Source organism: Tenacibaculum profundi (genome assembly GCF_057162725.1).
The window spans coordinates 2,823,642-2,844,822 of record NZ_CM169894.1; the positions used below are offsets into that span (position 1 = coordinate 2,823,642).

Sequence of the window (21,181 nt, forward strand, 5' to 3'; positions counted from 1 at the left end):
TGGTAAAATTTGTATTTTTAACCCGTTAACTATTTAAAATTAATTATAACAAAATGAAAAAAGTAGTAAATATCCTAACTATCTCAGGATTTATGTTCTTAGGAGCTATTCAGTCGACTTACGCTCAAGAAGCAGTGGAAAAAACTTTTCACCAAGAGTTAAAACAACGTTTTATTGAAGGGGGTCCTGGGTTTATGGGAATTGTATTGGTAGCTTTAATCTTAGGTTTAGCTATCGCTATAGAAAGAATCATATATCTTAATATGGCTACAACCAATACAAAAAAGTTAGTTACTAGTGTAGATGAGGCTTTAAGCTCAGGAGGTGTAGAAGCAGCAAAGGAGGTATGTAGAAATACAAAAGGTCCTGTAGCTTCAATTTTTTATCAAGGTTTAGAAAGAGCTGACGAAGGATTAGATGCTGCTGAAAAAGCTGTAGTTGGATACGGAGGTGTTCAAATGGGATTATTAGAAAAAAATATTTCTTGGTTATCTCTATTTATAGCTTTGGCACCTATGCTTGGTTTTATGGGAACAGTTATTGGTATGATTGGAGCATTTGATTCGATTGCAATAGCGAATGATATTTCTCCAGCAGTTGTTGCAGGCGGTATTAAAGTAGCACTTTTAACTACTGTATTTGGTTTAGTGGTTGCAATTATCCTACAAATCTTTTACAACTACATTGTTTCAAAGGTAGATAGTATCGTAAATACAATGGAAGACGCTTCTATTTCTTTAATCGATCTATTAGCTAAGTATAAAAAGTAATTATTAGTTATGAATAGTAAAATATTAAAAATTATAGTAGCTGTATTATCTGTTGTAGGTATTGGCTTGTTTGGAAGAGTAGCAAGCATTGATTCAGAAAATGTTAGCGCTATTTCAGAAGCAGTATCGCCTTTGGTAACGTATTCAGTTGCGCTATTAGTTTTGGCAATCGTTGCTGCGGTAGTTGCTTCATTATTGGGGATATTTAAAAATCCTGCAGCTTTAAAGAAAACTTTATTAGGTGTTGTAGCTCTTGGGGTTGCTTTACTTATATCTTACATAATGGCATCAGACTCTGCCGTACTAGACGCTAATAATAGTGTAATAGCAAAAGAAGGTTCTGATATCTCAAAGTACACTAGTACAGGTATATGGATCAGCTTAATTCTTCTATTATTAGGAGGCGTATTCTTTGTATACGATTTAGCAAAGGGTCTAATTAAATCATAAATAAATATGGCAAGAAGAGAAAACCCAGAAATTAATGCAGGTTCTATGGCAGATATTGCCTTCTTGCTTCTTATCTTTTTCCTTGTAACAACAACGATGGATGTCGATTCAGGAGTTTCAAAAAAGCTTGCTGAAAAAACACCACCAGACGTAGAGTTACCGAAAATAAAGCAAAGAAATATCTTTGAGGTAAGTATCAATCGAAACAATCAACTTTTTGTTGAAGGGGAGATAATGGAACTTAAAGACTTAAAAGATGCAGCTGTAAAATTTATCGATAATGGAGGGGGAGTTGGAAATCCTATAGGAGATGCTAAAGAAGGTAAGGAATGTGATTATTGTAAAGGAGAAAGGGATGCTGAGTCATCTGATCATCCGAACAAGGCTATTATAGCGGTTGAAAGTGATAGAGCTACAGAATATGGAACTTATGTTACTGTTCAGAATGAACTATTAGCCGCTTACAGAGTTCTTCGTAATAGATTATGCCAAGAAAAGTATGGTATGAGCTTTACTGAACTTGAAGAAGCGTTTAAAGATAGTCAAAGAAAAGACAATGATTTAAGAGAGAAAATGGAAGTAATTAAAAAGAGTTACCCTCAAATAATTACTGACGTTGATCCTACAAGTGTTCAATAACAATTAAAACAACGAATATGTCTAAGTTTAGAAAGAAGAAAAAAGGACTACCAGCCTTATCTACTGCGTCCTTACCGGATATTGTTTTTATGTTGTTATTTTTCTTTATGGTTACAACCAAGATGAGAGAAACTAGTTTACTAGTCGATACTCCAAGGTTACCAAGTGCCACTGAAGTAAAAAAACTTGAGAACAAAAGTTTAGTAAGTACTATTTATGTTGGAAAGGCAAAGGATGCAAAGTATGGTGGAGGTTATGAAAGTATTCAATTAAATGATAAAATAGCTACTGCGGATGATGTTCCAGCTTTTATACTTAAAGCAAGAGAAGAAATAGCAGAAGCTGAACACCCATTTATGACTACTTCGCTGAAAGCAGATAAGGAGTCAAGCGTTGGAACTTTAGCCGATATAAGAGAAAAATTACGAGATGTAAATGCCCTTAAGTTGAGTTTATCAACGCATAAAGGTGATGCAATTAAAAAATAAGTAGTAGAAATCTTAATAGTTTAAAAAGTGCAATCATATTTTGATGGCACTTTTTCTATTTTATAGAGTTATATTAGTATAAAAATAGTATTTAATCGAATATCCATTTTAGTTATGAATACCAGAATACTTTTATTTATTTTGATATCAGTAAGTTTAAATATCTGTGCTCAAAAGGATTCCTTAGAATTAGATGATAAATATTTAGAAGATCAATTTTATATTGATATTACATACAATGTACTTTATAATCAGCCTAAAAACGTCAAGGAAAGTGATTTTTCATACGGCTTTTCAGCAGGATATATTCGTGATTTTCCAATTATAAAAAATGGAAAAGTTGCCATCGGCATTGGTTTAGGCTATGGATATGACAGGTTTGTTCATGGTTTAAAAGTAACCAAAGGAGAAAGTTCTAATGACTTTTTTGAAATATCGGAGTTTGTTGATAACAAAATTAATACTCATAATCTTGAGGTTCCGCTTCAGTTAAGATTTAGGTCATCAGATGCTAAAAAATACTCTTTCTGGCGAATATACTCAGGGATAAAGATGAGTTATAATTTATCAAATAGCTTCTCTCACAAGGTGTCTGAAACACTTGTAAAAGTCAATAATATAAATTCATATCGGAGGTTTCAAATAGGGGCTACATTATCTGCAGGATACGCTACCTTTAATTTTCACGTTTATTATGGTTTAATCCCGTTTTTGAATTCTGAAGCTTTTGTTAATAATGAAAGAATTAATACAAGAATAATTAAATTAGGGATTAGTTTTTTTGTTTTATAAAAAGTAAAACGCTAAAAATTGACAACAAAAGCCGATAAAAAAACCAGTATAAACCTCTTTGGGTGTATGGGCATTTAAAAATAATCTAGAAGTGCCTAAAAGACCGGATAAAAAAATAAAAGAAATAACAAGTGGTATGGTATTTACATTACTCATCTGTTGAAATATGATAAAAAAGCCTACAGTAGCACCAACTGAAAGTAAATGTATACTTGATTTAAATTTAAAATATAGTAAGATATAAGTTAAAATAAGACTAAGTACCGTACCATAGAATAAATAGCTTAAATCCTTCATAAAGGATAATTTCTTGAATAATTCAGCTAAAGAAAATAGTAATATAATCATAAAGAAAACGGGGATTTTTCTTTCTCTGATACTAAAAACATTATAAGATTTCAGATAACCGATAGATTTTAATAGAACTAAAAGAAGTAAAGGAACTACGTATGTAGTTATAAATATTATAGTTATTATAGTTAATTTCTGTTGATTTTGGATTCTAAATGGAGTCAACAGAAAGTACAAAAATATACCTATTGTAGGCATTACAATAGGATGTAAAATAGCTGATATAAACTTATGTCGTTTCATTAAATTTCTTTCCTTAAGCGAGCCACGGGTATGTCTAATTGTTCTCTATATTTAGCCACCGTTCTTCTTGCGATAGGATATCCTTTTTCTTTCAGTAATTTTGATAATTTTTCATCAGTTAAGGGCTTTTTTTTATTTTCTTCAGTAATTACGGTTTCTAGAATTTTTTTAATTTCTCTTGTAGAAACATCTTCTCCTTGATCATTTTTCATTGATTCAGAGAAAAATTCTTTTATTAATTTAGTACCATAAGGAGTAGATACATACTTACTATTTGCAACTCTAGAAATGGTTGATACATCCATGCTAATATCGTCTGCAATGTCTTTAAGAATCATTGGTTTTAATTTTCGTTCATCACCTGTCAAAAAATATTCTTTTTGATATTGCATAATTGCATTCATTGTTATCAAAAGCGTTTGCTGACGTTGCTTTATAGCATCAATGAACCATTTAGCAGCATCTAACTTTTGCTTGATAAACATGACAGCATCTTTTTGTGCTTTGGTTTTATCTTTTGAATCTTGATAACCTTTTAGCATGTTATTATATTCTCTTGAAACTTTTAATTCAGGTGCATTACGAGAGTTTAAGGTCAACTCTAGACTTCCTTCTGTAATTTTTATCGTAAAGTCTGGAACGATTTGTTCTGCAATTTTATTATTTCCATCGTAAGAACTACCTGGTTTTGGATTGAGTCTACTAATTTCTGAGATAACCTCTTTCAGTTCATCTTCGGTCAAATCAAATTTCTCAAGTAGTTTTTGGTAATGTTTTTTTACAAAGTGATCAAAAGATTCGTTTAGTATTTCAATAGCTAAAGACCTATATTTTGTTTCAGGTTTTGAATTTAGTTGAATGATTAAGCAGTCCTTCAAGTTAAGAGCACCTACGCCTATAGGGTCTAACTTTTGGACAACTTTAGTTAAAATATCTTTAACCTCTTCTTCAGTCGTAAAAATATTTTGTGTAAAAGCTAAATCATCTACGAGGTCTAATAATTCACGTCTTATATACCCACTATCATCAATACTACCAACTAAAAATTCTGCAATAGCACGTTCATTATCATCGATTCTAAAAGTATTTAGTTGATTTTTTAGAGACTGATGAAACGATGTACCCGCTGCATAAGGTACATGTTTCTCATCATCATCAGCTGAATAGTTATTAGATTGCATTTTATAGCTCGGGAATTCATCATCACTCAAGTATTCATCGATATTAATATCTTCTGCTTCTATTTTTTCATTTCCTGTATCGTCATAATCAGTATCATTTGAATATGAGTCCTCAAAATTATCATTCTCTTCTTTTCCAGTATCTAATGCAGGATTCTCTTCAATTTCTTGTTTTAAACGCTCTTCAAAAGCTTGTGTTGGCAATTGTATAAGCTTCATCAGCTGAATTTGCTGCGGAGATAATTTTTGTAATAATTTTTGATGTAAACTTTGTTTTAACATAAATACAAATATATGAATTCATCAAAAAAAAATCGCCATTCTAACGAGAATGACGATGAATATTTCTTAAGTATTTTTTTAAAATTCGGCATTTTGAGGTGTTCGAGGAAAGGGAATCACATCACGTATATTACTCATTCCTGTTGTAAATAATACCAACCGCTCAAATCCTAGTCCAAACCCAGAATGTACCGCTGTACCGAACTTTCTAGTGTCCAAGTACCACCATAGTTCTTTCTCATCAATTTCTAAATCTGACATTTTTTTCTTCAATACATCTAAGCGTTCTTCTCTTTGAGCACCACCAACTATTTCACCGATACCTGGGAAAAGGACATCCATTGCTCTAACAGTTTTTCCGTCTTCGTTTAAACGCATGTAAAACGCTTTAATATTCGCAGGATAATCAAATAATATTACTGGACATTTGAAGTGTTTTTCAACTAAATAACGCTCGTGTTCTGATTGTAGATCAGCACCCCATTCGTTAATAGGGAATTGAAATTTCTTCTTTTTATTAGGCTTCGAATTTCTTAAGATATCGATAGCTTCTGTATACGAAACTCTTTTAAAGTTATTGTCAACAACAAAATGAAGTTTCTCAAGTAATGTCATATCACTTCTTTCTGCTTGTGGCTTTGTTTTTTCCTCATTTGCCAATCGATCATTTAAAAAGTTTAAATCGTCTTGGCAATTATCTAAAACATATTTTAAAACATATTTAATGAAGTCTTCCGATAAATCCATATTCGCATCCAAGTCATAAAACGCAACTTCAGGTTCAATCATCCAGAACTCAGCAAGGTGTCTCGTTGTATTTGAGTTTTCAGCTCTAAATGTTGGTCCAAAGGTATAAACCTTCCCTAGGGCCATTGCATAGGTTTCTGCCTCTAATTGTCCAGAAACCGTCAAGTTCGTTTCTTTTCCGAAAAAATCTTTACTGTAATCTACATTACCATTTTCATCTAGTGGAGCTTTATTAGTTTCAAAGTTTGTTACTTTAAACATTTCTCCAGCTCCCTCTGCATCAGATCCTGTAATAATCGGAGTGTTTACATAGTAGAATCCGTTTTGTTGGAAGTATTGATGAACCGCAAATGATAAAGCAGAACGTACTCTCATAATTGCACTGAACGTATTTGTTCTAACTCTTAAGTGTGCTTGCTGTCTCAAAAACTCTAAAGAATGTCTTTTAGGTTGTAAGATAGTTTTTGAAACTTCATCTGGATCCGCATCTCCTAATATCTCCACATTTGCTACTTGTACTTCCACAGATTGGCCTTTACCTTGACTTTCAACTAAAGTTCCATTCACAGAAATAGCAGCACCAACAGTTATTCTTTTTAAAAGGGCTTCGTCTGTATTCTCAAAATCTACTACACATTGAATATTATTTATGGTAGAACCATCATTTAATTGAATAAAACGATTACTTCTAAATGCTCTTACCCAGCCTTTAACATGTACTTCTTGTAAAAATTTTTCTGAAGCTAATAATTCTTGTACGCTACTTCTTTCCATTATTTTCTATATTCTTGTGTCAAAGTAAGCAAAGATACTTTTTTGAGCTCAATTAACAAATGGAGATAAGTATATTTGAAGTAAGACTTATCAATTACTTTAAACAGTTTTCTTTGATCACTAAATAATTATTTATCGTCATCTTTTGGGGGGAAAATTTTAAACTTAGTTTCCTTTAGTACTTTTTTATTAGCTATTTTCTTTTCAAATGATAAAAGGAGTGAAGGCAATAATAATAAATTAGATACCATTGCTAATAATAGTGTAACAGAAACAAGCCCTCCAAGAGCTATTGTTCCACCAAAACTTGATATTGTAAAAACTAAGAACCCGAAGAAAAGCACAATTGATGTATAGAACATACTTACCCCAGTTTCTTTTAATGCAGCATAAACTGCTGGTTTTATTTTCCAATTATTGCTTAATAATTCTTGTCTATATTTTGCTAAGAAATGAATTGTATCGTCAACAGAAATACCAAAAGCAATGCTGAAAACTAAAATGGTAGAAGGTTTGATAGGTATGTCGAAAAATCCCATCAGTCCAGCGGTTATTAAAAGCGGAAGCATATTAGGTATTAACGAAATTAGAATCATTTGTGGCGATCTAAACATCCAAGCCATAAAAATAGAGATAAGCAGAATTGCTAGTGATAATGAAATAACTAAATTTTTTATTAGGTAATTTGTTCCTTTAAGAAAAACAAGAGCTTTACCTGTTAGAGATACATTAAACCGATCATTCGAAAAATTCTTTTTTATAACAGCATTCAAACGCTCTTGAATAATATCCATCTTATCAGTACCAATATCCTTCATAAAAGTTGTAATTCGAGCATAACGACCTGTTGAATCAACAAAATTATTTAGCATATTTGAGTTTTTTGCAGAATTCTTTGTATATGATAGGATATATGCTTTTTCTTGAGAAGTTGGAAGTTGATAGTATTTAGGATTCCCATTATAATAAGCTTGTTTGGAATACTTGACTAAGTTGTTTATAGATATTGGTTTAGATAGTTCAGGGAAGGTTTCTATAGTCTCATTTAATTTTTCAATTTTTTTCAGCGTAGAAAGCTTCATAACCCCTTTTTCTTTTTTGGTATCTATTAATATTTCTAAAGGCATAATTCCACCGAATTCATTCTCAAAAAACTTAATGTCTTTATAAAACTGTTTACCACGAGGCATATCTTCAATTAAACTACCTGAAACTCGAATTTTGTAGAGACCAACTATACCTAGTATGATAACAATAACTGTTGTTATATAAATACCAATTCGATCTCTTTTTACTGTTCGCTCCATCCAATTTACTACATTTTCCATCCATCTTTTTTCAAGATGGTTTAAATGCTTTTTTTCAGGAAGTGGCATGAAACTATATATTATTGGAATAATTAATAAGGCCAGTATGAAAATACTAATGATATTGACAGAGGCAAGAATTCCAAACTCTCTTAGTAGTTGACTTTTAACAAAAACAAATGTAGCAAAACCAGAAGCGGTAGTGATATTAGTCATTAATGTTGCATTACCTATTTTTGAAATAACTCTTTGCAAAGATTTAGCTTGGTTTCCATGTTTCTTTACTTCTTGTTGGTATTTATTAATTAAAAAAACTGCATTTGGCACGCCTATTACAATTATTAAAGGCGGAATTAATGCTGAAAGAACTGTTATTTCATATCTAAACCAACCAATGAATCCAAATGCCCAAACCACTCCAATTCCAACAACTAATAACGTGATAAACGTTGCTCTAAAAGATCTAAAGAAAAAGAAGAAAATAATGGCGGTAATCAATAACGCTCCAACAACAAAAATTCCCATTTCTTGAGTAATATTTAGAGAATTTAAGGTTCTTATATAAGGCATTCCAGAAATACGAATATCAATATCATTCTGTTTTTCAAATTCCTCAATTGTCGGTATTAAGACATCGATAATAAAATCGGCTCTTTCAGGCGTATTTATGATATCTTTCCTGAGATATATAGCAGTTTGTAGAACTCCTTTTTTATTATAAAGTAAGTTTTCATAAAAAGGCAATTTTTCAAATAATTGTTTTTTAATGTTAGAAATACCTTCGGTTGTATTAGGTGTCTCATTAAAAAGAGGTTCTATTTCAAATTTTCTTTGTGTTCGATTAGCTTTTAGTTTTTTTACATCCGAAATAGAAAGGGTAAAGTCTACTTGTGCTGACTTTTCAAAAGATTTTGTAAGTAGATTCCATTTCTTGAATTTATGAGGAGAGAAAACTGTACTGTCTTTAACTCCAAGAATGATAAGATTTCCCTCCTCACCGAAGATTTTTAAAAAATTATCGTACTCAACATTTGCCTTATGATCAGTTGGTAATAAGTTCGCCTCTGTATACGAAAAACGCATATGTTTGGTTTGACTGAGTAATAATCCTGTAATAACAGTAATCAAAATCAATACAAAATAACGATTTCGTAATATAAATCCCGCGATCTTAGTCCAAAAAGTCATCAAAAAAAATTTTTGCAAAGGTAGATAAATGAGTGTAATAAATAAAAAAAGAGTGCTAAAAACACTCTTTTAAATATTAATTAATTACCAGTATTAAACCGTCATTATTTCACTTTCTTTTACAACAAGTTTCTCTTCAATTTGTTTAATAAATTGATTGGTTAAGTCTTGAATATCTGCTTCGGCGTTTTTTTTCATATCATCAGAGATATCAGTCTTTTTTATATCATTGTTCGCCTCTTTTCTAGCATTTCTTACACCTACTTTTGCATGTTCAGCTTCTGCTTTTGCTTGCTTTGCTAATTCTCTCCTTCTTTCTTCTGTTAGAGGAGGAACGTTAATAATAATATTCTCTCCATTATTCATTGGATTGAAACCTAAATTAGCAACCATGATAGCTTTCTCGATTTCTTGAAGCATATTTTTTTCCCATGGCTGAATAGATATTGTACGTGCATCCGGAGTATTAACATTGGCAACTTGTCCTAGTGGTGTTGAAGCGCCATAGTAATCTACTTGAACATTAGCAAGCATTGCGGGAGATGCCTTACCAGCTCTAATACTTCTTAATTCCTTAATTAAATGATCAATAGCTTTATTCATTGCTTCTTTAGCCGTATCTAAAATAAAATCAATTTCTTCATTCATTATATTAGTATTTAGAAACCTCTATTTAAAAGAGGCAATTAATAATTTATCTGTTGTTAACTACTGTTCCAATCTGTTCTCCTGAAACAAGTTTTAGTAAGTTGCCTTTTTTGTTCATATCAAAAACAATAATAGGTAATTTATTTTCTTCACTTAAAGTAAACGCTGTCATATCCATTACTTTAAGGCCCTTTTCTATAACGTCTTTAAAGGTAATACTATTAAATTTAATAGCATCTTTATTCTTTTCAGGATCATCATTATATATACCATCAACTCGAGTTCCTTTTAAAATGGCATCAGCATTTACTTCAATAGCGCGTAATACAGCTGCTGTATCCGTTGTGAAATAGGGATTACCAGTCCCTCCACCAAAAATAACAACCCTTCCTTTTTCTAGATGTCTATTAGCTCTTCTTTTAATGTAAGGTTCTGCAATTTCTTTAATTTCAATTGCTGTTTGTAATCTAGTTTGAACTCCTTGATCTTCTAAAGCACTTTGAAGTGCTAAACCATTTATACATGTCGCTAGCATACCCATATGATCTCCTTGAACACGATCCATACCGTTACTAGCACCAGCGACTCCTCTAAAAATATTTCCACCACCAATAACGATGGCTACTTCTATATTTTTTTCAACAACCTCTTTAATCTCTTCAGCATATTCTTGCAGTCTTTTAGGGTCAATTCCATATTGTCTTTCCCCCATTAAAGCTTCACCGCTTAGTTTTAAAAGAATTCTTTTGTATTGCATAATCTTATTGAAAGTTGTGCAAAACTAATCATTTTTTTTAATTTTAGATTTTAATATACTAGAAAAAAAACCATCCCAGTTTAGGGATGGTTTAGAATATTTTAGAAATAAAAGATTATCCAAGAGTAACTCTTGCGAAAGTTTTAACTTCTACATTACCGTAAGTTTTGATATATTCAGCAACAGTTTTCTTTTCGTCTTTGATAAACTTTTGATCTAATAAAGCTTGTTCTTGATCTAAAGTAGTATTATCTGAGATAAATCTTTCAATTTTACCGGGTAAAATTTTATCCCAGATTTGTTCTGGCTTTCCTTCAGCTTTTAACTGCTCCTTAGCTTCTTGCTCAGCAGCTGCCAAAGCTTCGTCAGTTAATTGAAGTCTTGAAACGAACTGAGGAATATTTTTAAGAGTTTTTCCCAAACGGACTAACTCTTCGTTGTCCTTTACAATCGCAGCGATTCTGGCTTCTGTTTCAGCAGCAACATAGGCAGGGTCAAAATCTTTGTATGATAAAGTTGTAGCTCCCATAGAAGCAGCTTGCATAGCTAAATCCTTAGTTAATACGTCAGCTTTATCAACAGCTGCACTCAATCCAACGATAGCAGCAATCTTACCAACATGAGTATATGCTCCTACGTATGGTGCCTCAATTCTTTCGAAAGAAGTAATATCGATTTTTTCACCGATAACACCAGTTTGCTCAATTAATTTTTCAGTTACAGGGATACCTCCAAAATCAGCAGCTAAAAACTCTTCTTTAGTTTTGCAGTTGAAAGCAACATCAACAAATTCAGAAGCTAATTTTTTGAATGAATCATTTTTAGCAACGAAATCTGTTTCACAAGCTAATACTATAGCAACACCATATGTGTTGTCATCGCTGATTTTGGTGATAGCAACACCTTCAGTAGACTCACGATCTGCTCTTTTAGCAGCTATTTTTTGTCCTTTTTTACGTAAAACTTCAATTGCTTTATCAAAATTACCTTCAGCTTCTACTAATGCATTTTTACAATCCATCATACCAGCTCCGGTAGTTTCTCTTAATTTCTTTACGTCAGCAGCGCTTATTTTTGACATTTCTATCGTTATTTTTTAGTTGTAATTATTTTGTTAAGATCAAAGTTAAAAAAAATAAAGGTTTCAATGTTTCGAAACCTTTAAATGATGATTATTTTATTTAGCTTCTTCAGTAGTTGCTTCTTCCGTATTAGCTTCTTTTTCTGCCTTAGCTTTTTCTTTATCCGCTTTTCTTTCAGATAATCCTTCAGCGATTGCATCGGTAACGTAAGATAAAACTTTATCTATAGACTTAGATGCGTCATCATTAGAAGGAATTACAAAGTCAATTGGTCTTGGATCAGAGTTGGTATCTACCATTGCAAAAATAGGAATATTTAATTTTTGCGCCTCAGCTACAGCAATATGTTCTTTTTTGATATCAATTACAAAAAGAGCACCCGGTAAACGAGTCATATCGGCAATAGAACCTAAGTTTTTTTCTAACTTTTCACGTTGACGGTTAATTTGTAGTTTTTCCCTTTTTGAAAGTGCATCAAAAGATCCGTCTTGCTTCATCCTGTCGATAGAAGCCATTTTTTTTACAGCTTTCCTAATTGTAACGAAATTAGTTAACATACCCCCTGGCCAACGCTCAGTAATGTAAGGCATATTTACCGATTTAGCTTTTTCAGCTACAATATCTTTAGCTTGTTTTTTGGTTGCAACAAATAAAATTTTGCGACCCGAATTAGCTATCTTTTGTAAGGCTTTAGAAGCTTCATCAATCTTTGCTGAAGTTTTATACAGATCGATGATGTGAACACCATTTCTTTCTGTATAAATATAAGGAGCCATGTTAGGATCCCACTTTCTAGTTAAGTGACCAAAGTGTACGCCACTCTCTAATAATTCTTGAATGTTTACCATTTTAATAAATGTGTTTACGTTCTGTTTTCGCAATATTTCAGTAGTTTTTACGTCTGAAATATTTAGATACTAAACTGTTAATAAAAAAATATAATTTTGAAAGTAACAGTTCTAATAAACGATTAACGTTTAGAGAACTGGAATTTCTTACGTGCTTTTTTCTGACCAAATTTCTTACGCTCAACCATTCTTGGATCACGAGTCAATAGTCCTTCTGGTTTTAATACTGCTTTATTTTCTTCGTTTATAGCTACTAGAGCTCTTGTTATTGCTAAACGAATAGCCTCAGCCTGACCAGTAACACCACCGCCATAGACATTTACTTTTACATCGAAAGATTCTAAGTTCTCAGTCAACATTAAAGGCTGCTGAACTTTATATTGTAAAGTTGGAGTAGTGAAGTAGTTTTTAAACTCTCTTTTGTTTACGGTAATATTTCCACTTCCTTGTGAAACATAAACACGAGCTACCGCTGTTTTTCTTCTACCTATTTTGTGTACAGTTTCCATTATTTAAGATCGTTAAGGTTAATTGCTTTTGGGTTTTGAGCATCTTGCTTGTGCTCTGAACCTGCATAAACATATAAATTTCTGAATAACGCGCTACCTAGTTTATTTTTAGGTAACATTCCTTTTACTGCTTTTTCGATAATTCTCGTAGGATCCTTTTCAAAAAGTTCTGTGGCAGTAAGCGATCTTTGTCCTCCTGGATATCCAGTATGACGGATATAAGATTTATCAGTCCACTTTTTACCTGTTAAATTGATTTTTTCAGCGTTGATAATAACAACGTTGTCTCCACAGTCAACATGAGGAGTGAAATTTGGTTTGTACTTACCTCTAATAAGTTTTGCAACTTTAGAAGCTAGACGACCCAATGTTTGCCCGTCCGCATCAACTAAAACCCACTCTTTATTAACGGTAGCTTTATTAGCTGATACTGTTTTGTAACTTAATGTGTCCATATTTACACGATTAGTTTTTGTTAATGATTTTTTTTACCTTAAAAAAGGTCTGCAAAGGTACGATTAATTATGTTATTAACAAACAGTTGCTTGATTTTTAAATCATTGTTTTTAAATATGTCAAAAGCTGAATGATAGTAAGTTATAGTTTATCAAGTAAATCAAATTCAGTTTCTTTTATCATAAGCTTGTTGTTTTTGTCGTCTCAATAATAATTTGAATGTTTTTTTAATGTTTCTAAAAGAAGTAATTCATATAACTTTAAAAACCTATTTTTTTATGGTTTACTATTAGAGACCTCTCATCATTTGCTTCTATCAAACGGATATATGTAAAATTAATAGTATGAACTTTTTTTTGACTAACGACTAGCCACTGACGAACTTTATAAAATTACCGATAAAAATTGTCCCTTATTAAAAATATATAAACTGTCTGAAAAGAAATCTTTTCAGACAGTCCTTAACGTACAATTAGATTAATTATACTGTTGTTAACTTATCAACAGTTGATGCAGTAACCTCAATAGGACCTTCTCCTTTATAAGTCATTTTTCCAGTAAGAGTTTGTCCTTCATTTTCAGAAGAAACTTTTAACTCTACCGCTCTTTGATTTTCTCTAGCTCCAATAATGAAGTATCCAGTTGAATGCCAAGGACCACCCCATTTATTTTGCACACTGTAAACATTACCCATAACGAATGTAGCTTCCAAATCAATTGGTCCTTCTCCTTCATAAGTCATTGTACCAGTAAAAGTTTGACCCTCGTCATTAGACTTTATATCTAACGCAATTGGTTGTTGCTTATCACGTGAGCCTAAAACAAAAACACCTCCAGGATTCCATGGGGAATTTGGTCCTCCCCATTGATTTTGTACCTCATAAGCGCTACCTGCAGTTTCCTTACCTTGGAAAACAATAGGTCCTTCTCCTTCATAAGTAACTTCTCCTTTTAAATCTTTGGTATTTTCTACAGCACTTACTTTTAATGCTACTACATTTTGACCATCTCTGGCTCCAATAACCCAATTTCCACCATCGTTCCAAGTATTAGACCATTCATACTCTACCTTGTAATTATTTCCTATGACTTGTACCCCTTTAAATCCAATAGGACCTTCACCTTTGTAGGTTATAGTTCCAGTAAGAGTTTTACCACCATCAGTTGAATTGATATTGATATCCACTAAATCTTGATTACTTCTTGAACCTAAAACAAAGATTCCACCTTGTTGCAATGGAGAATCTCCCCATTTGTTTTGAACTTGATAAATAGACATTTTTAACTATTTTTGGTTAATTATTTATATAAAATATCTGTAATAAACAGATCTTAAGTTTATTACATAATAAAGCTAAATACAATTAACAAGAAAAACAAAGGTATTTCTAAAATAATTTAACACTGAATAGGATCGTTTATATCTACTTGTTAGTTGTTTGTTTTTAAATTAGTTAGCTCTATTAAAGATGTTAATTTAAGAAAAGTAATTTAGTGCTTTAGAAAAGCAATAGAAAGAAATTGATGAGTTTAAAGCTTTAGTTCAGATGTTATTGTAAGGTAAAAATGAAGCACGATATTACTTAAAAAAACACTCACTACATGGCATCTTTTAAGAAATGTTTTTTATGCCCAAGATTTAATAAACGAATTAAATAGTAGGTTCTCCGATACTTTAAAAACGAAAAAAGTTCTTTGACATAATTATGGTAAGAGAAATAAATATTTTTATTCGTTTGTAAGTGTTTGTATTCGGAAAAAAGTGTCTTTTAAACGGTATGAGCTTATTATTTTTATGGGGTTTTAGGTGTTTTGAATTAATATTATATCCGCTAGTTGTGCTTGATGTAAACCAACTGCAAAAACGGAACATATTGAATAAAATATCAAAGAATATAAATATATGATTTTCGGAATTAGTCTGTTGGTCTTTATTGGTCTTTATTATGATTTTGGAGTTAGAATTATGGTTGGAATTTTAAATAACTTACTTCCTGTAACAGATTTTTGTTGTATTCTCAAGTACTCGTTTTGACTATCTTATTTTATCGACGATTCCCATATTCGGAATGCTACATAACTTAACGAGAACTGAGTTTAAGTTAGCCAAATTAATAATGGATATTGCGACCATTTTATTTTCTGTGATCATAATGTTTGAAATCGGACTATTTATTTTAACATTCATTGGAAAACCTGAAAATCCTTTAGAGCCGCAATACATAGTAACTGAACCTTTTGAATTGTACACAACAATATATTTATTGGACTTGGAATTCCATTTCTGATTATAAAACTGATCAAAAAACAAAAAACACTATGCACAACAACACCTAAACTGCATTAAAACGCCCCATACTCGCGAGGCGTTATAAATAATTTAAAAATGAGATGAAGCATATTTTATGTATTTATTATGTTTAGTAATAAAGAAAACAGTTTTTTCATTATTTTTAATTTTTTAACGTGTTCTTATAATTTTTTTGTGTAATGTTTATTTCCGGCAGTTAATATTATCTGGTAAAATCTTTGATAGTGTGTTCCTGCTAAGCCGGATTCTTCAAAGTTTTCTTTTGTGAAAGTATAGGTGTAATTTCCTTCATTTTGAGTACTTTCTGGGTTTATAATTACTTCTCTCGATGATATTATTCGTCCTCTTTTGATTAATGGTATTTGAGTTTCTTTGTCCCAATCTTCGGGTAGTATTTTTTTTTAGAATAAACCAGTCTTTCTTCTTTCTTTGATACAAAATATTTGAAATAAATTAGTGTAGGTTTTTCAGCTTTATTACTTTTCAAGATGAAACTCATAGTGATCAATTTCAATAAAATAGAAATAAATTAATTATATGTAGGTGTCACAATAGGTGTCAAATTTTATTCATTATGTTACTTGAATACAAAAAATATCAATCGGTAAAATAAAGATTACACCAGTTTTAAGGGCTTTATTGTAAGGTCTTACTTGATTATAGAAAATTAAAAGAAAAATAACTTTACTCTTTCATAGAATAGAAGATATTGAAAGGCTTATAGCTTCTAAGCCTCTTATTGTTCTTGTTCCTGTAGCATATAAATTGGAAAAGAAAATCGATTCCTTAGCTAAGGAATTTAGGATAGGTTTCCAGTTTTGATCATTACCAAAGGTTGTCATAAATAGAGCATTTAGACTTTTAAGTCTAATAAAAATGCTATTAAGTTTTTTTTCGATCCCTCTTTTTTACTTTTTATACCATTGGATATCAATTAATACATTTTGATTGGTTTCATATTTATTTTTCAATATTGAGTTAGCCTTTTTTTGAGATAGTTTTATAAAAGTCGTGGTAATTTAGTTCGTTACTTTTACAAGTAGCAAAAAACGAGTACAATCCCGATTTTGCAATTTCATTTACATTAATATTCTGAAAGAATTTTGCATCAGTCTTTTTGGTATTTAAATGAAATGAGAGAAAAAGACTAAAAATAAAAAAGCAATAGGGAGTTTTTGTGTTAACGAGATTTTACTATTGGAATTCAATGTATACGTATTCGTTTTTGTAGCATATTTTATACTCAAAAATAGAATTCTTAGAATACATCCTATCAGTAGTGGTAATGGGTATGATTCATGAATATTTTGAGCAATTTTATACTTGTATAATAGATGGTCGACAGCAATAAAGCAATATATTCTATGATATTCTTGCCAAAAAGGTTTTTTTCTGAAAAGAAAATATAAAAAATGGATAACAAAAACCCATAAATTAGTTCGGTTGTATTTTTATTAAGTTTACTGCCGTAGTATTTTGAAGGTATTATTAGTAAATATATAACGTAAGAGTCTTAGGGTATAGTAAATAACTCCTGCGTTAAAAAGAAACCGATACTGAGAACATTAATAAAATTTGAAAGAGATGGTGTTATTGTATTTAGAGATTGATTGTAAAGTACAATACTTGCTATTAGGATAAGAGAGTTATTATTAAAGTAAAGGTCTTTGCAAGTTTGAATATTGAGGAAATTATTTTTTAAAAGCAAAGAACTACTTGGTTAAGTAGTTCTTTATTAGTGTGTAAGCGATTCTTCAATACTATTCTACTTTTTGATCTAATAAATCAAAAAACTGGTTTAATCTTGGTAATATAATAATTTTTGTACGTCTATTGATTGCTCTATTAGTAGGACTATTATTTTCAACTAGTGGTGTGTAGCTACTTCTTCCTGCTGCAATTAATCTACTAGGTACAACTTTGTACTTATTTTGCAATTCTCTTACAATAGCCGTTGATCTTTTTACACTTAAATCCCAGTTATCTTTTATGCTCGATTTTTTACCAACAGGAGTATTATCAGTATGTCCTTCAATCATCACATCCATCTCTGGTTGACCATTAACTACAGTAGCTACCTTTTCTAGTACTTTAGAGGCTTTTTCGTTAATAGTGTAACTTCCACTTTTGAATAGTAATTTATCAGAGATTGATATGAAAACTACCGTTTTTTCTACATTAACTTCAATGTCCTGATCATCAATTCCTTCTTGTAATTCTTTTTTGAGATGAAAAGCAACAGCTAGATTAAGAGAATCTTTTTTTGATGCAGCCGCTCTTATTTTGTTTATGTATTTATCTTTTTTACTTAATTGAGATAATGTTTCTTTAATGTTATCATTGGCACCTTGAGTAAGTACTGTTAAATCTCCTACTTGTTTTAGAGTTTCTTTTTTGTCTTTTCTTAAATCGTCAACGGTCGTTTGTAGGATAGCAGACTTCTCCTGAAACCTTTCTTTTTCTACAAGGCATTTTGTTAAGTTTGTTTTAGTGGCCAATAGCTCTTCTTTTGTTTTTTCATGAGCTGCCTTAGTAGCTTCTAGTTCTTTTGTAGAAGCACAAGAAACTAATAAAGATGTAGCTATTGACAATATGATTATTCTTTTCATTTTAAGTGATTTATTCAAAAATATAAATTGATTAAACAAATTTATAAAAATGAATAGACAAAAAAGACAATTAACAATCTTTTAAGAAACAACAAAATGTTATTTTTGATGAAAAAAGTGAATCAATGCGAAAGCTTCTTTTAATACTAACAACTTTTATTGTTTTACTTCTTACATCTTGTAAGATGAAAAAAAGTGACGAGCTCGATGAAAAAGATTTTACAGTTCTAAAAGGAGCTGTCTTTGGAACTACATACTACATAAAATATCTTGATGAAAGTAGTTACCAAAAATCGATTGATAGTCTATTTAAAAGATTTAATAAATCTTTGTCTACATATAAAGCTGATTCTGATATTTCAAAAATAAACAAAGGTGATACTACGGTTGTAGTTGATGAATTATTTATTGAAGTATTCGATAAGGCGAAGAAAATATATGAACAAACTGATGGTTATTTTGATCCAACTATTGGGAAAATCGTAGATGCTTATGGGTTTGGTTCAGGTAATGAGAAAAGAAGTCTTTCAAAAGAAGAGCTAGCTGTATTAATGGACGGAGTAGGGTTTGATAAAGTAAGGTTAAAAGATGGAAGAGTCTATCGTGAAAATGATGATATGGAGTTTAATGTGAATGCCTTAGCGAAAGGATTTGGAGTTGATGTTGTTGGAAGGTTTTTGGAAAGCAAAAAAATATTTAATTATTTGATTGAAATAGGTGGAGAAATTAGGGCAAGAGGAAAAAAGTATGGTGCGGGGTGGAAAGTTGGCATTGAAAAGCCAAATATAGATGGCACTAGATCATTCCAAAGAATAATTGAACTTAATAATGAGTCTATGGCAACATCAGGTAACTACAGGAAATTTAAAATTAATGAAAAAGGAGAGAAAATAGTTCATACTATCAATACAAAAACAGGGCTTGCTGTTGAAAGTAATTTGCTAAGTGTTTCAGTAAGAGTTAAAGGTGATTGCGCTAATGCTGATGCTTATGCTACAGCATTTCTTGCTATGGGGTTGGATAAAACAAAGAACTTTTTAAAATTACATCCCGAATTAAAAGTTGTGTTGCTTTACAATAATAAAAATAACGAGCTAGTTGAATACGCTAATTAATATGCTTGTGGAGAGTTATTCTATAAAATGAATTGTCTATTTGATTTTATTCAATGGTTAGCCAGTTATTCCTGGCTGTTATGAAGAATGAAGATATATGTGCTTTATTGCAAGAGAAAAAAATATTTTTATTTGCTGTATTCTTATTAATTCCTCTTTTTATTTCATAAATAAATATTAAAATTAGTGAATGTTCTTAAATTAATAACTATAAAGTGTTTTTTCATAAATAATTTTTAAAAAGAACTTTTAGTTTTGGGCTTAGAAGTTGTATAAATAGAAACTCCCTATTTGATTACATCATAAATTAACCCTTAAAACTCCAAAATGATGAACCCGAAAAATGAACACAAAATACGTAGTATTAGGCTTCAAATAGTTTCAATTTAAATATTATTAAATTTTCTTCTTCCAATTAACGTATTCAATTTTTAATAGATCGTTTAATGTTTAGAATCGAGATGCATTCTCTTCTTGTACATTAATGGTATTTCTTTTTACATAATGAAAGCTTTATTCTGTTACTTAAAAAGTGACGGTAGGGTATCAACATTCAAAAATCAAAAATAAATAACCCTTTAATATTCGTTTTATGAAAGTTTTAAATAAAGAACTTAAAACACTAAATCACTCAAGTCAAATAACTAACATAGCAAGAGCTATCCTAATAAAAGTAATGAAGTTTAGGAGAATGGTAGATTCTGGGGGGCATAAGTGCCCTACAGATTGTAATAAATGTCATGCTCCTCACTTGAATAAAGTTATCAGGGCTGTTAAAAGTAAACAAGCTATTAGTTTTGTATTGCCTGCTTTTCCTGGTAAATCTCCTAATCCTTCTAAAGTACTAGGTTCACTTCCTGATATGGCAGAGAAACAAGCGCTTAAATTTTTAAATAATTTATGTGAAGAAATTAAAAGCATTTATCCTCCAGGAGCAAGAGTTATCATTTGTTCAGATGGCCGGGTATTTAGTGATGTGGTGGGTATAACAGAGGAGAATATAACAAATTACCAAGCAGAAATAGAGCATATTATTAAGGAATCAGAATTAACGGCTATTTCTACTTTTAATTTAGATGATGTTTTCAAAGAAGTAAGTTTTGATTATGCAAGAGAAGTTTTATTGGAAAAATATGGTCAGAGTTTAGATGAACTTAAAAATAAAGTCAAACGAGGAGGGAATGACTCAGATGTTCCTTCAGATAAAGAGGCACATCGAATGTATTGCGGGCTTACAAGGTTCCTAGTAGAAGATTCAATGCATCCAAGTCAAGTAAAATCCAAAACATCTATTCAAAAAGAGTGTAAAATAAAAGCTTATCAAGCAATTATTCGGAGTAATGCTTGGACAGATTTAATAGCGGAGGAATTTCCTGATGCTATTAGGTTGTCTATACATCCTCAAATATGTGGTTCTAAGAAGATTGGTATTCAGCTTCTTGGGACTGAAACATGGATGACACCATGGCATGGTGTAGCTGTTAAAAGTGGTAACAGTTATATGCTAATGAAGCATAAAGAAGCGAAAAAATTAAACACAGTGTTAGTAAGTGATGAAAATGGCCGACCAAGCCATTTTGAGCTTGTTGAATAAATGCAAGTATTTTGAAAGATCAATTAAATAGCTAAAAAAG

At 31.0% G+C, this 21,181-nt stretch carries 20 protein-coding genes; 7 read left to right on the plus strand and 13 right to left on the minus strand.

Features of this window, described 5'->3' with window-relative positions; all coding sequences use genetic code 11:
• The first annotated feature begins 53 nt into the window (after window positions 1-53).
• The 5 genes from AC2GW8_RS11505 (at window position 54) to AC2GW8_RS11525 (ending at window position 3,139) form a co-directional block, all read left to right on the plus strand.
• Window positions 54-770 (plus strand): MotA/TolQ/ExbB proton channel family protein, encoded by a 717-nt coding sequence (locus AC2GW8_RS11505; RefSeq protein ID WP_440880016.1) that lies wholly within the window; start codon window positions 54-56, stop codon window positions 768-770.
• Window positions 771-779: 9 nt separating this feature from the next.
• Window positions 780-1,220: a hypothetical protein gene (locus AC2GW8_RS11510; protein ID WP_440880017.1), complete on the plus strand. Its 441-nt coding sequence runs from the start codon at window positions 780-782 to the stop codon at window positions 1,218-1,220.
• A 6-nt stretch (window positions 1,221-1,226) separates the two neighbouring features.
• Window positions 1,227-1,859: an ExbD/TolR family protein gene (locus AC2GW8_RS11515; protein ID WP_440880018.1), complete on the plus strand. Its 633-nt coding sequence runs from the start codon at window positions 1,227-1,229 to the stop codon at window positions 1,857-1,859.
• Between the two features lie 17 nt (window positions 1,860-1,876).
• Window positions 1,877-2,347, plus strand: coding sequence for an ExbD/TolR family protein (locus tag AC2GW8_RS11520; protein ID WP_440880019.1), 471 nt, complete (start codon window positions 1,877-1,879; stop codon window positions 2,345-2,347).
• 114 nt (window positions 2,348-2,461) lie between these two features.
• Complete coding sequence (locus tag AC2GW8_RS11525) at window positions 2,462-3,139, plus strand: porin family protein (protein WP_440880020.1); 678 nt, start codon at window positions 2,462-2,464, stop codon at window positions 3,137-3,139.
• On the opposite strand, the gene AC2GW8_RS11530 is transcribed toward AC2GW8_RS11525, so the two are convergent.
• The 13 genes from AC2GW8_RS11530 to AC2GW8_RS11590 all read right to left on the minus strand — a co-directional run bounded on the left by AC2GW8_RS11530 (window position 3,134) and on the right by AC2GW8_RS11590 (window position 18,432).
• A complete protein-coding gene (locus AC2GW8_RS11530) occupies window positions 3,134-3,733 on the minus strand; it encodes a phosphatase PAP2 family protein (RefSeq protein WP_483855385.1) in 600 nt (199 codons plus the stop codon). The two genes, AC2GW8_RS11525 and AC2GW8_RS11530, sit on opposite strands and share 6 nt — an antisense overlap.
• Complete coding sequence (gene rpoN / locus AC2GW8_RS11535) at window positions 3,733-5,196, minus strand: RNA polymerase factor sigma-54 (protein WP_440880021.1); 1,464 nt, start codon at window positions 5,194-5,196, stop codon at window positions 3,733-3,735. The genes AC2GW8_RS11530 and rpoN overlap by 1 nt, the downstream gene beginning before the upstream one ends.
• 78 nt (window positions 5,197-5,274) lie before the next feature.
• A complete protein-coding gene (asnS, locus tag AC2GW8_RS11540) occupies window positions 5,275-6,717 on the minus strand; it encodes an asparagine--tRNA ligase (protein ID WP_440880022.1) in 1,443 nt (480 codons plus the stop codon).
• Between the two features lie 128 nt (window positions 6,718-6,845).
• Window positions 6,846-9,212 carry an efflux RND transporter permease subunit gene (locus AC2GW8_RS11545; protein ID WP_440880023.1) on the minus strand — a complete coding sequence of 789 codons (2,367 nt, stop codon included), beginning with the start codon at window positions 9,210-9,212 and terminating at the stop codon, window positions 6,846-6,848.
• 93 nt (window positions 9,213-9,305) lie between these two features.
• A complete protein-coding gene (gene frr / locus AC2GW8_RS11550) occupies window positions 9,306-9,860 on the minus strand; it encodes a ribosome recycling factor (RefSeq protein ID WP_440880024.1) in 555 nt (184 codons plus the stop codon).
• Window positions 9,861-9,906: 46 nt separating this feature from the next.
• Window positions 9,907-10,617, minus strand: a complete 711-nt coding sequence (gene pyrH / locus AC2GW8_RS11555; protein WP_440880025.1) for a UMP kinase — start codon at window positions 10,615-10,617, stop codon at window positions 9,907-9,909.
• Between the two features lie 115 nt (window positions 10,618-10,732).
• Window positions 10,733-11,698 carry a translation elongation factor Ts gene (gene tsf, locus AC2GW8_RS11560; protein WP_440880026.1) on the minus strand — a complete coding sequence of 322 codons (966 nt, stop codon included), beginning with the start codon at window positions 11,696-11,698 and terminating at the stop codon, window positions 10,733-10,735.
• 96 nt (window positions 11,699-11,794) lie between these two features.
• The gene (gene rpsB, locus AC2GW8_RS11565; RefSeq protein WP_440882215.1) at window positions 11,795-12,547 is read right to left on the minus strand and encodes a 30S ribosomal protein S2; all 753 of its coding nucleotides are present in this window, start codon (window positions 12,545-12,547) and stop codon (window positions 11,795-11,797) included.
• A gap of 122 nt (window positions 12,548-12,669) precedes the next feature.
• Window positions 12,670-13,056, minus strand: a complete 387-nt coding sequence (gene rpsI / locus AC2GW8_RS11570) for a 30S ribosomal protein S9 (protein ID WP_440880027.1) — start codon at window positions 13,054-13,056, stop codon at window positions 12,670-12,672.
• Entirely contained in the window at window positions 13,056-13,511 is a 456-nt protein-coding gene (gene rplM, locus AC2GW8_RS11575; RefSeq protein ID WP_440880028.1) for a 50S ribosomal protein L13, read from the minus strand. Before rplM ends, rpsI begins: the two co-directional genes overlap by 1 nt.
• A 482-nt stretch (window positions 13,512-13,993) precedes the next feature.
• Window positions 13,994-14,791: a lectin OAA family protein gene (locus AC2GW8_RS11580; RefSeq protein ID WP_440880029.1), complete on the minus strand. Its 798-nt coding sequence runs from the start codon at window positions 14,789-14,791 to the stop codon at window positions 13,994-13,996.
• 1,724 nt (window positions 14,792-16,515) lie between these two features.
• Window positions 16,516-16,665: a hypothetical protein gene (locus AC2GW8_RS11585; RefSeq protein WP_440880030.1), complete on the minus strand. Its 150-nt coding sequence runs from the start codon at window positions 16,663-16,665 to the stop codon at window positions 16,516-16,518.
• Between the two features lie 918 nt (window positions 16,666-17,583).
• On the minus strand, window positions 17,584-18,432 hold the full coding sequence (locus tag AC2GW8_RS11590; protein WP_440880031.1) for an OmpA/MotB family protein: 849 nt from the start codon (window positions 18,430-18,432) through the stop codon (window positions 17,584-17,586).
• 185 nt (window positions 18,433-18,617) lie between these two features.
• On the opposite strand from AC2GW8_RS11590, the gene AC2GW8_RS11595 reads away from it, so the two are divergent.
• The gene (locus tag AC2GW8_RS11595; protein WP_440880032.1) at window positions 18,618-19,547 is read left to right on the plus strand and encodes an FAD:protein FMN transferase; all 930 of its coding nucleotides are present in this window, start codon (window positions 18,618-18,620) and stop codon (window positions 19,545-19,547) included.
• A 592-nt stretch (window positions 19,548-20,139) separates the two neighbouring features.
• Window positions 20,140-21,141, plus strand: a complete 1,002-nt coding sequence (locus AC2GW8_RS11600; RefSeq protein ID WP_440880033.1) for an L-tyrosine/L-tryptophan isonitrile synthase family protein — start codon at window positions 20,140-20,142, stop codon at window positions 21,139-21,141.
• Window positions 21,142-21,181 lie beyond the last annotated feature (40 nt).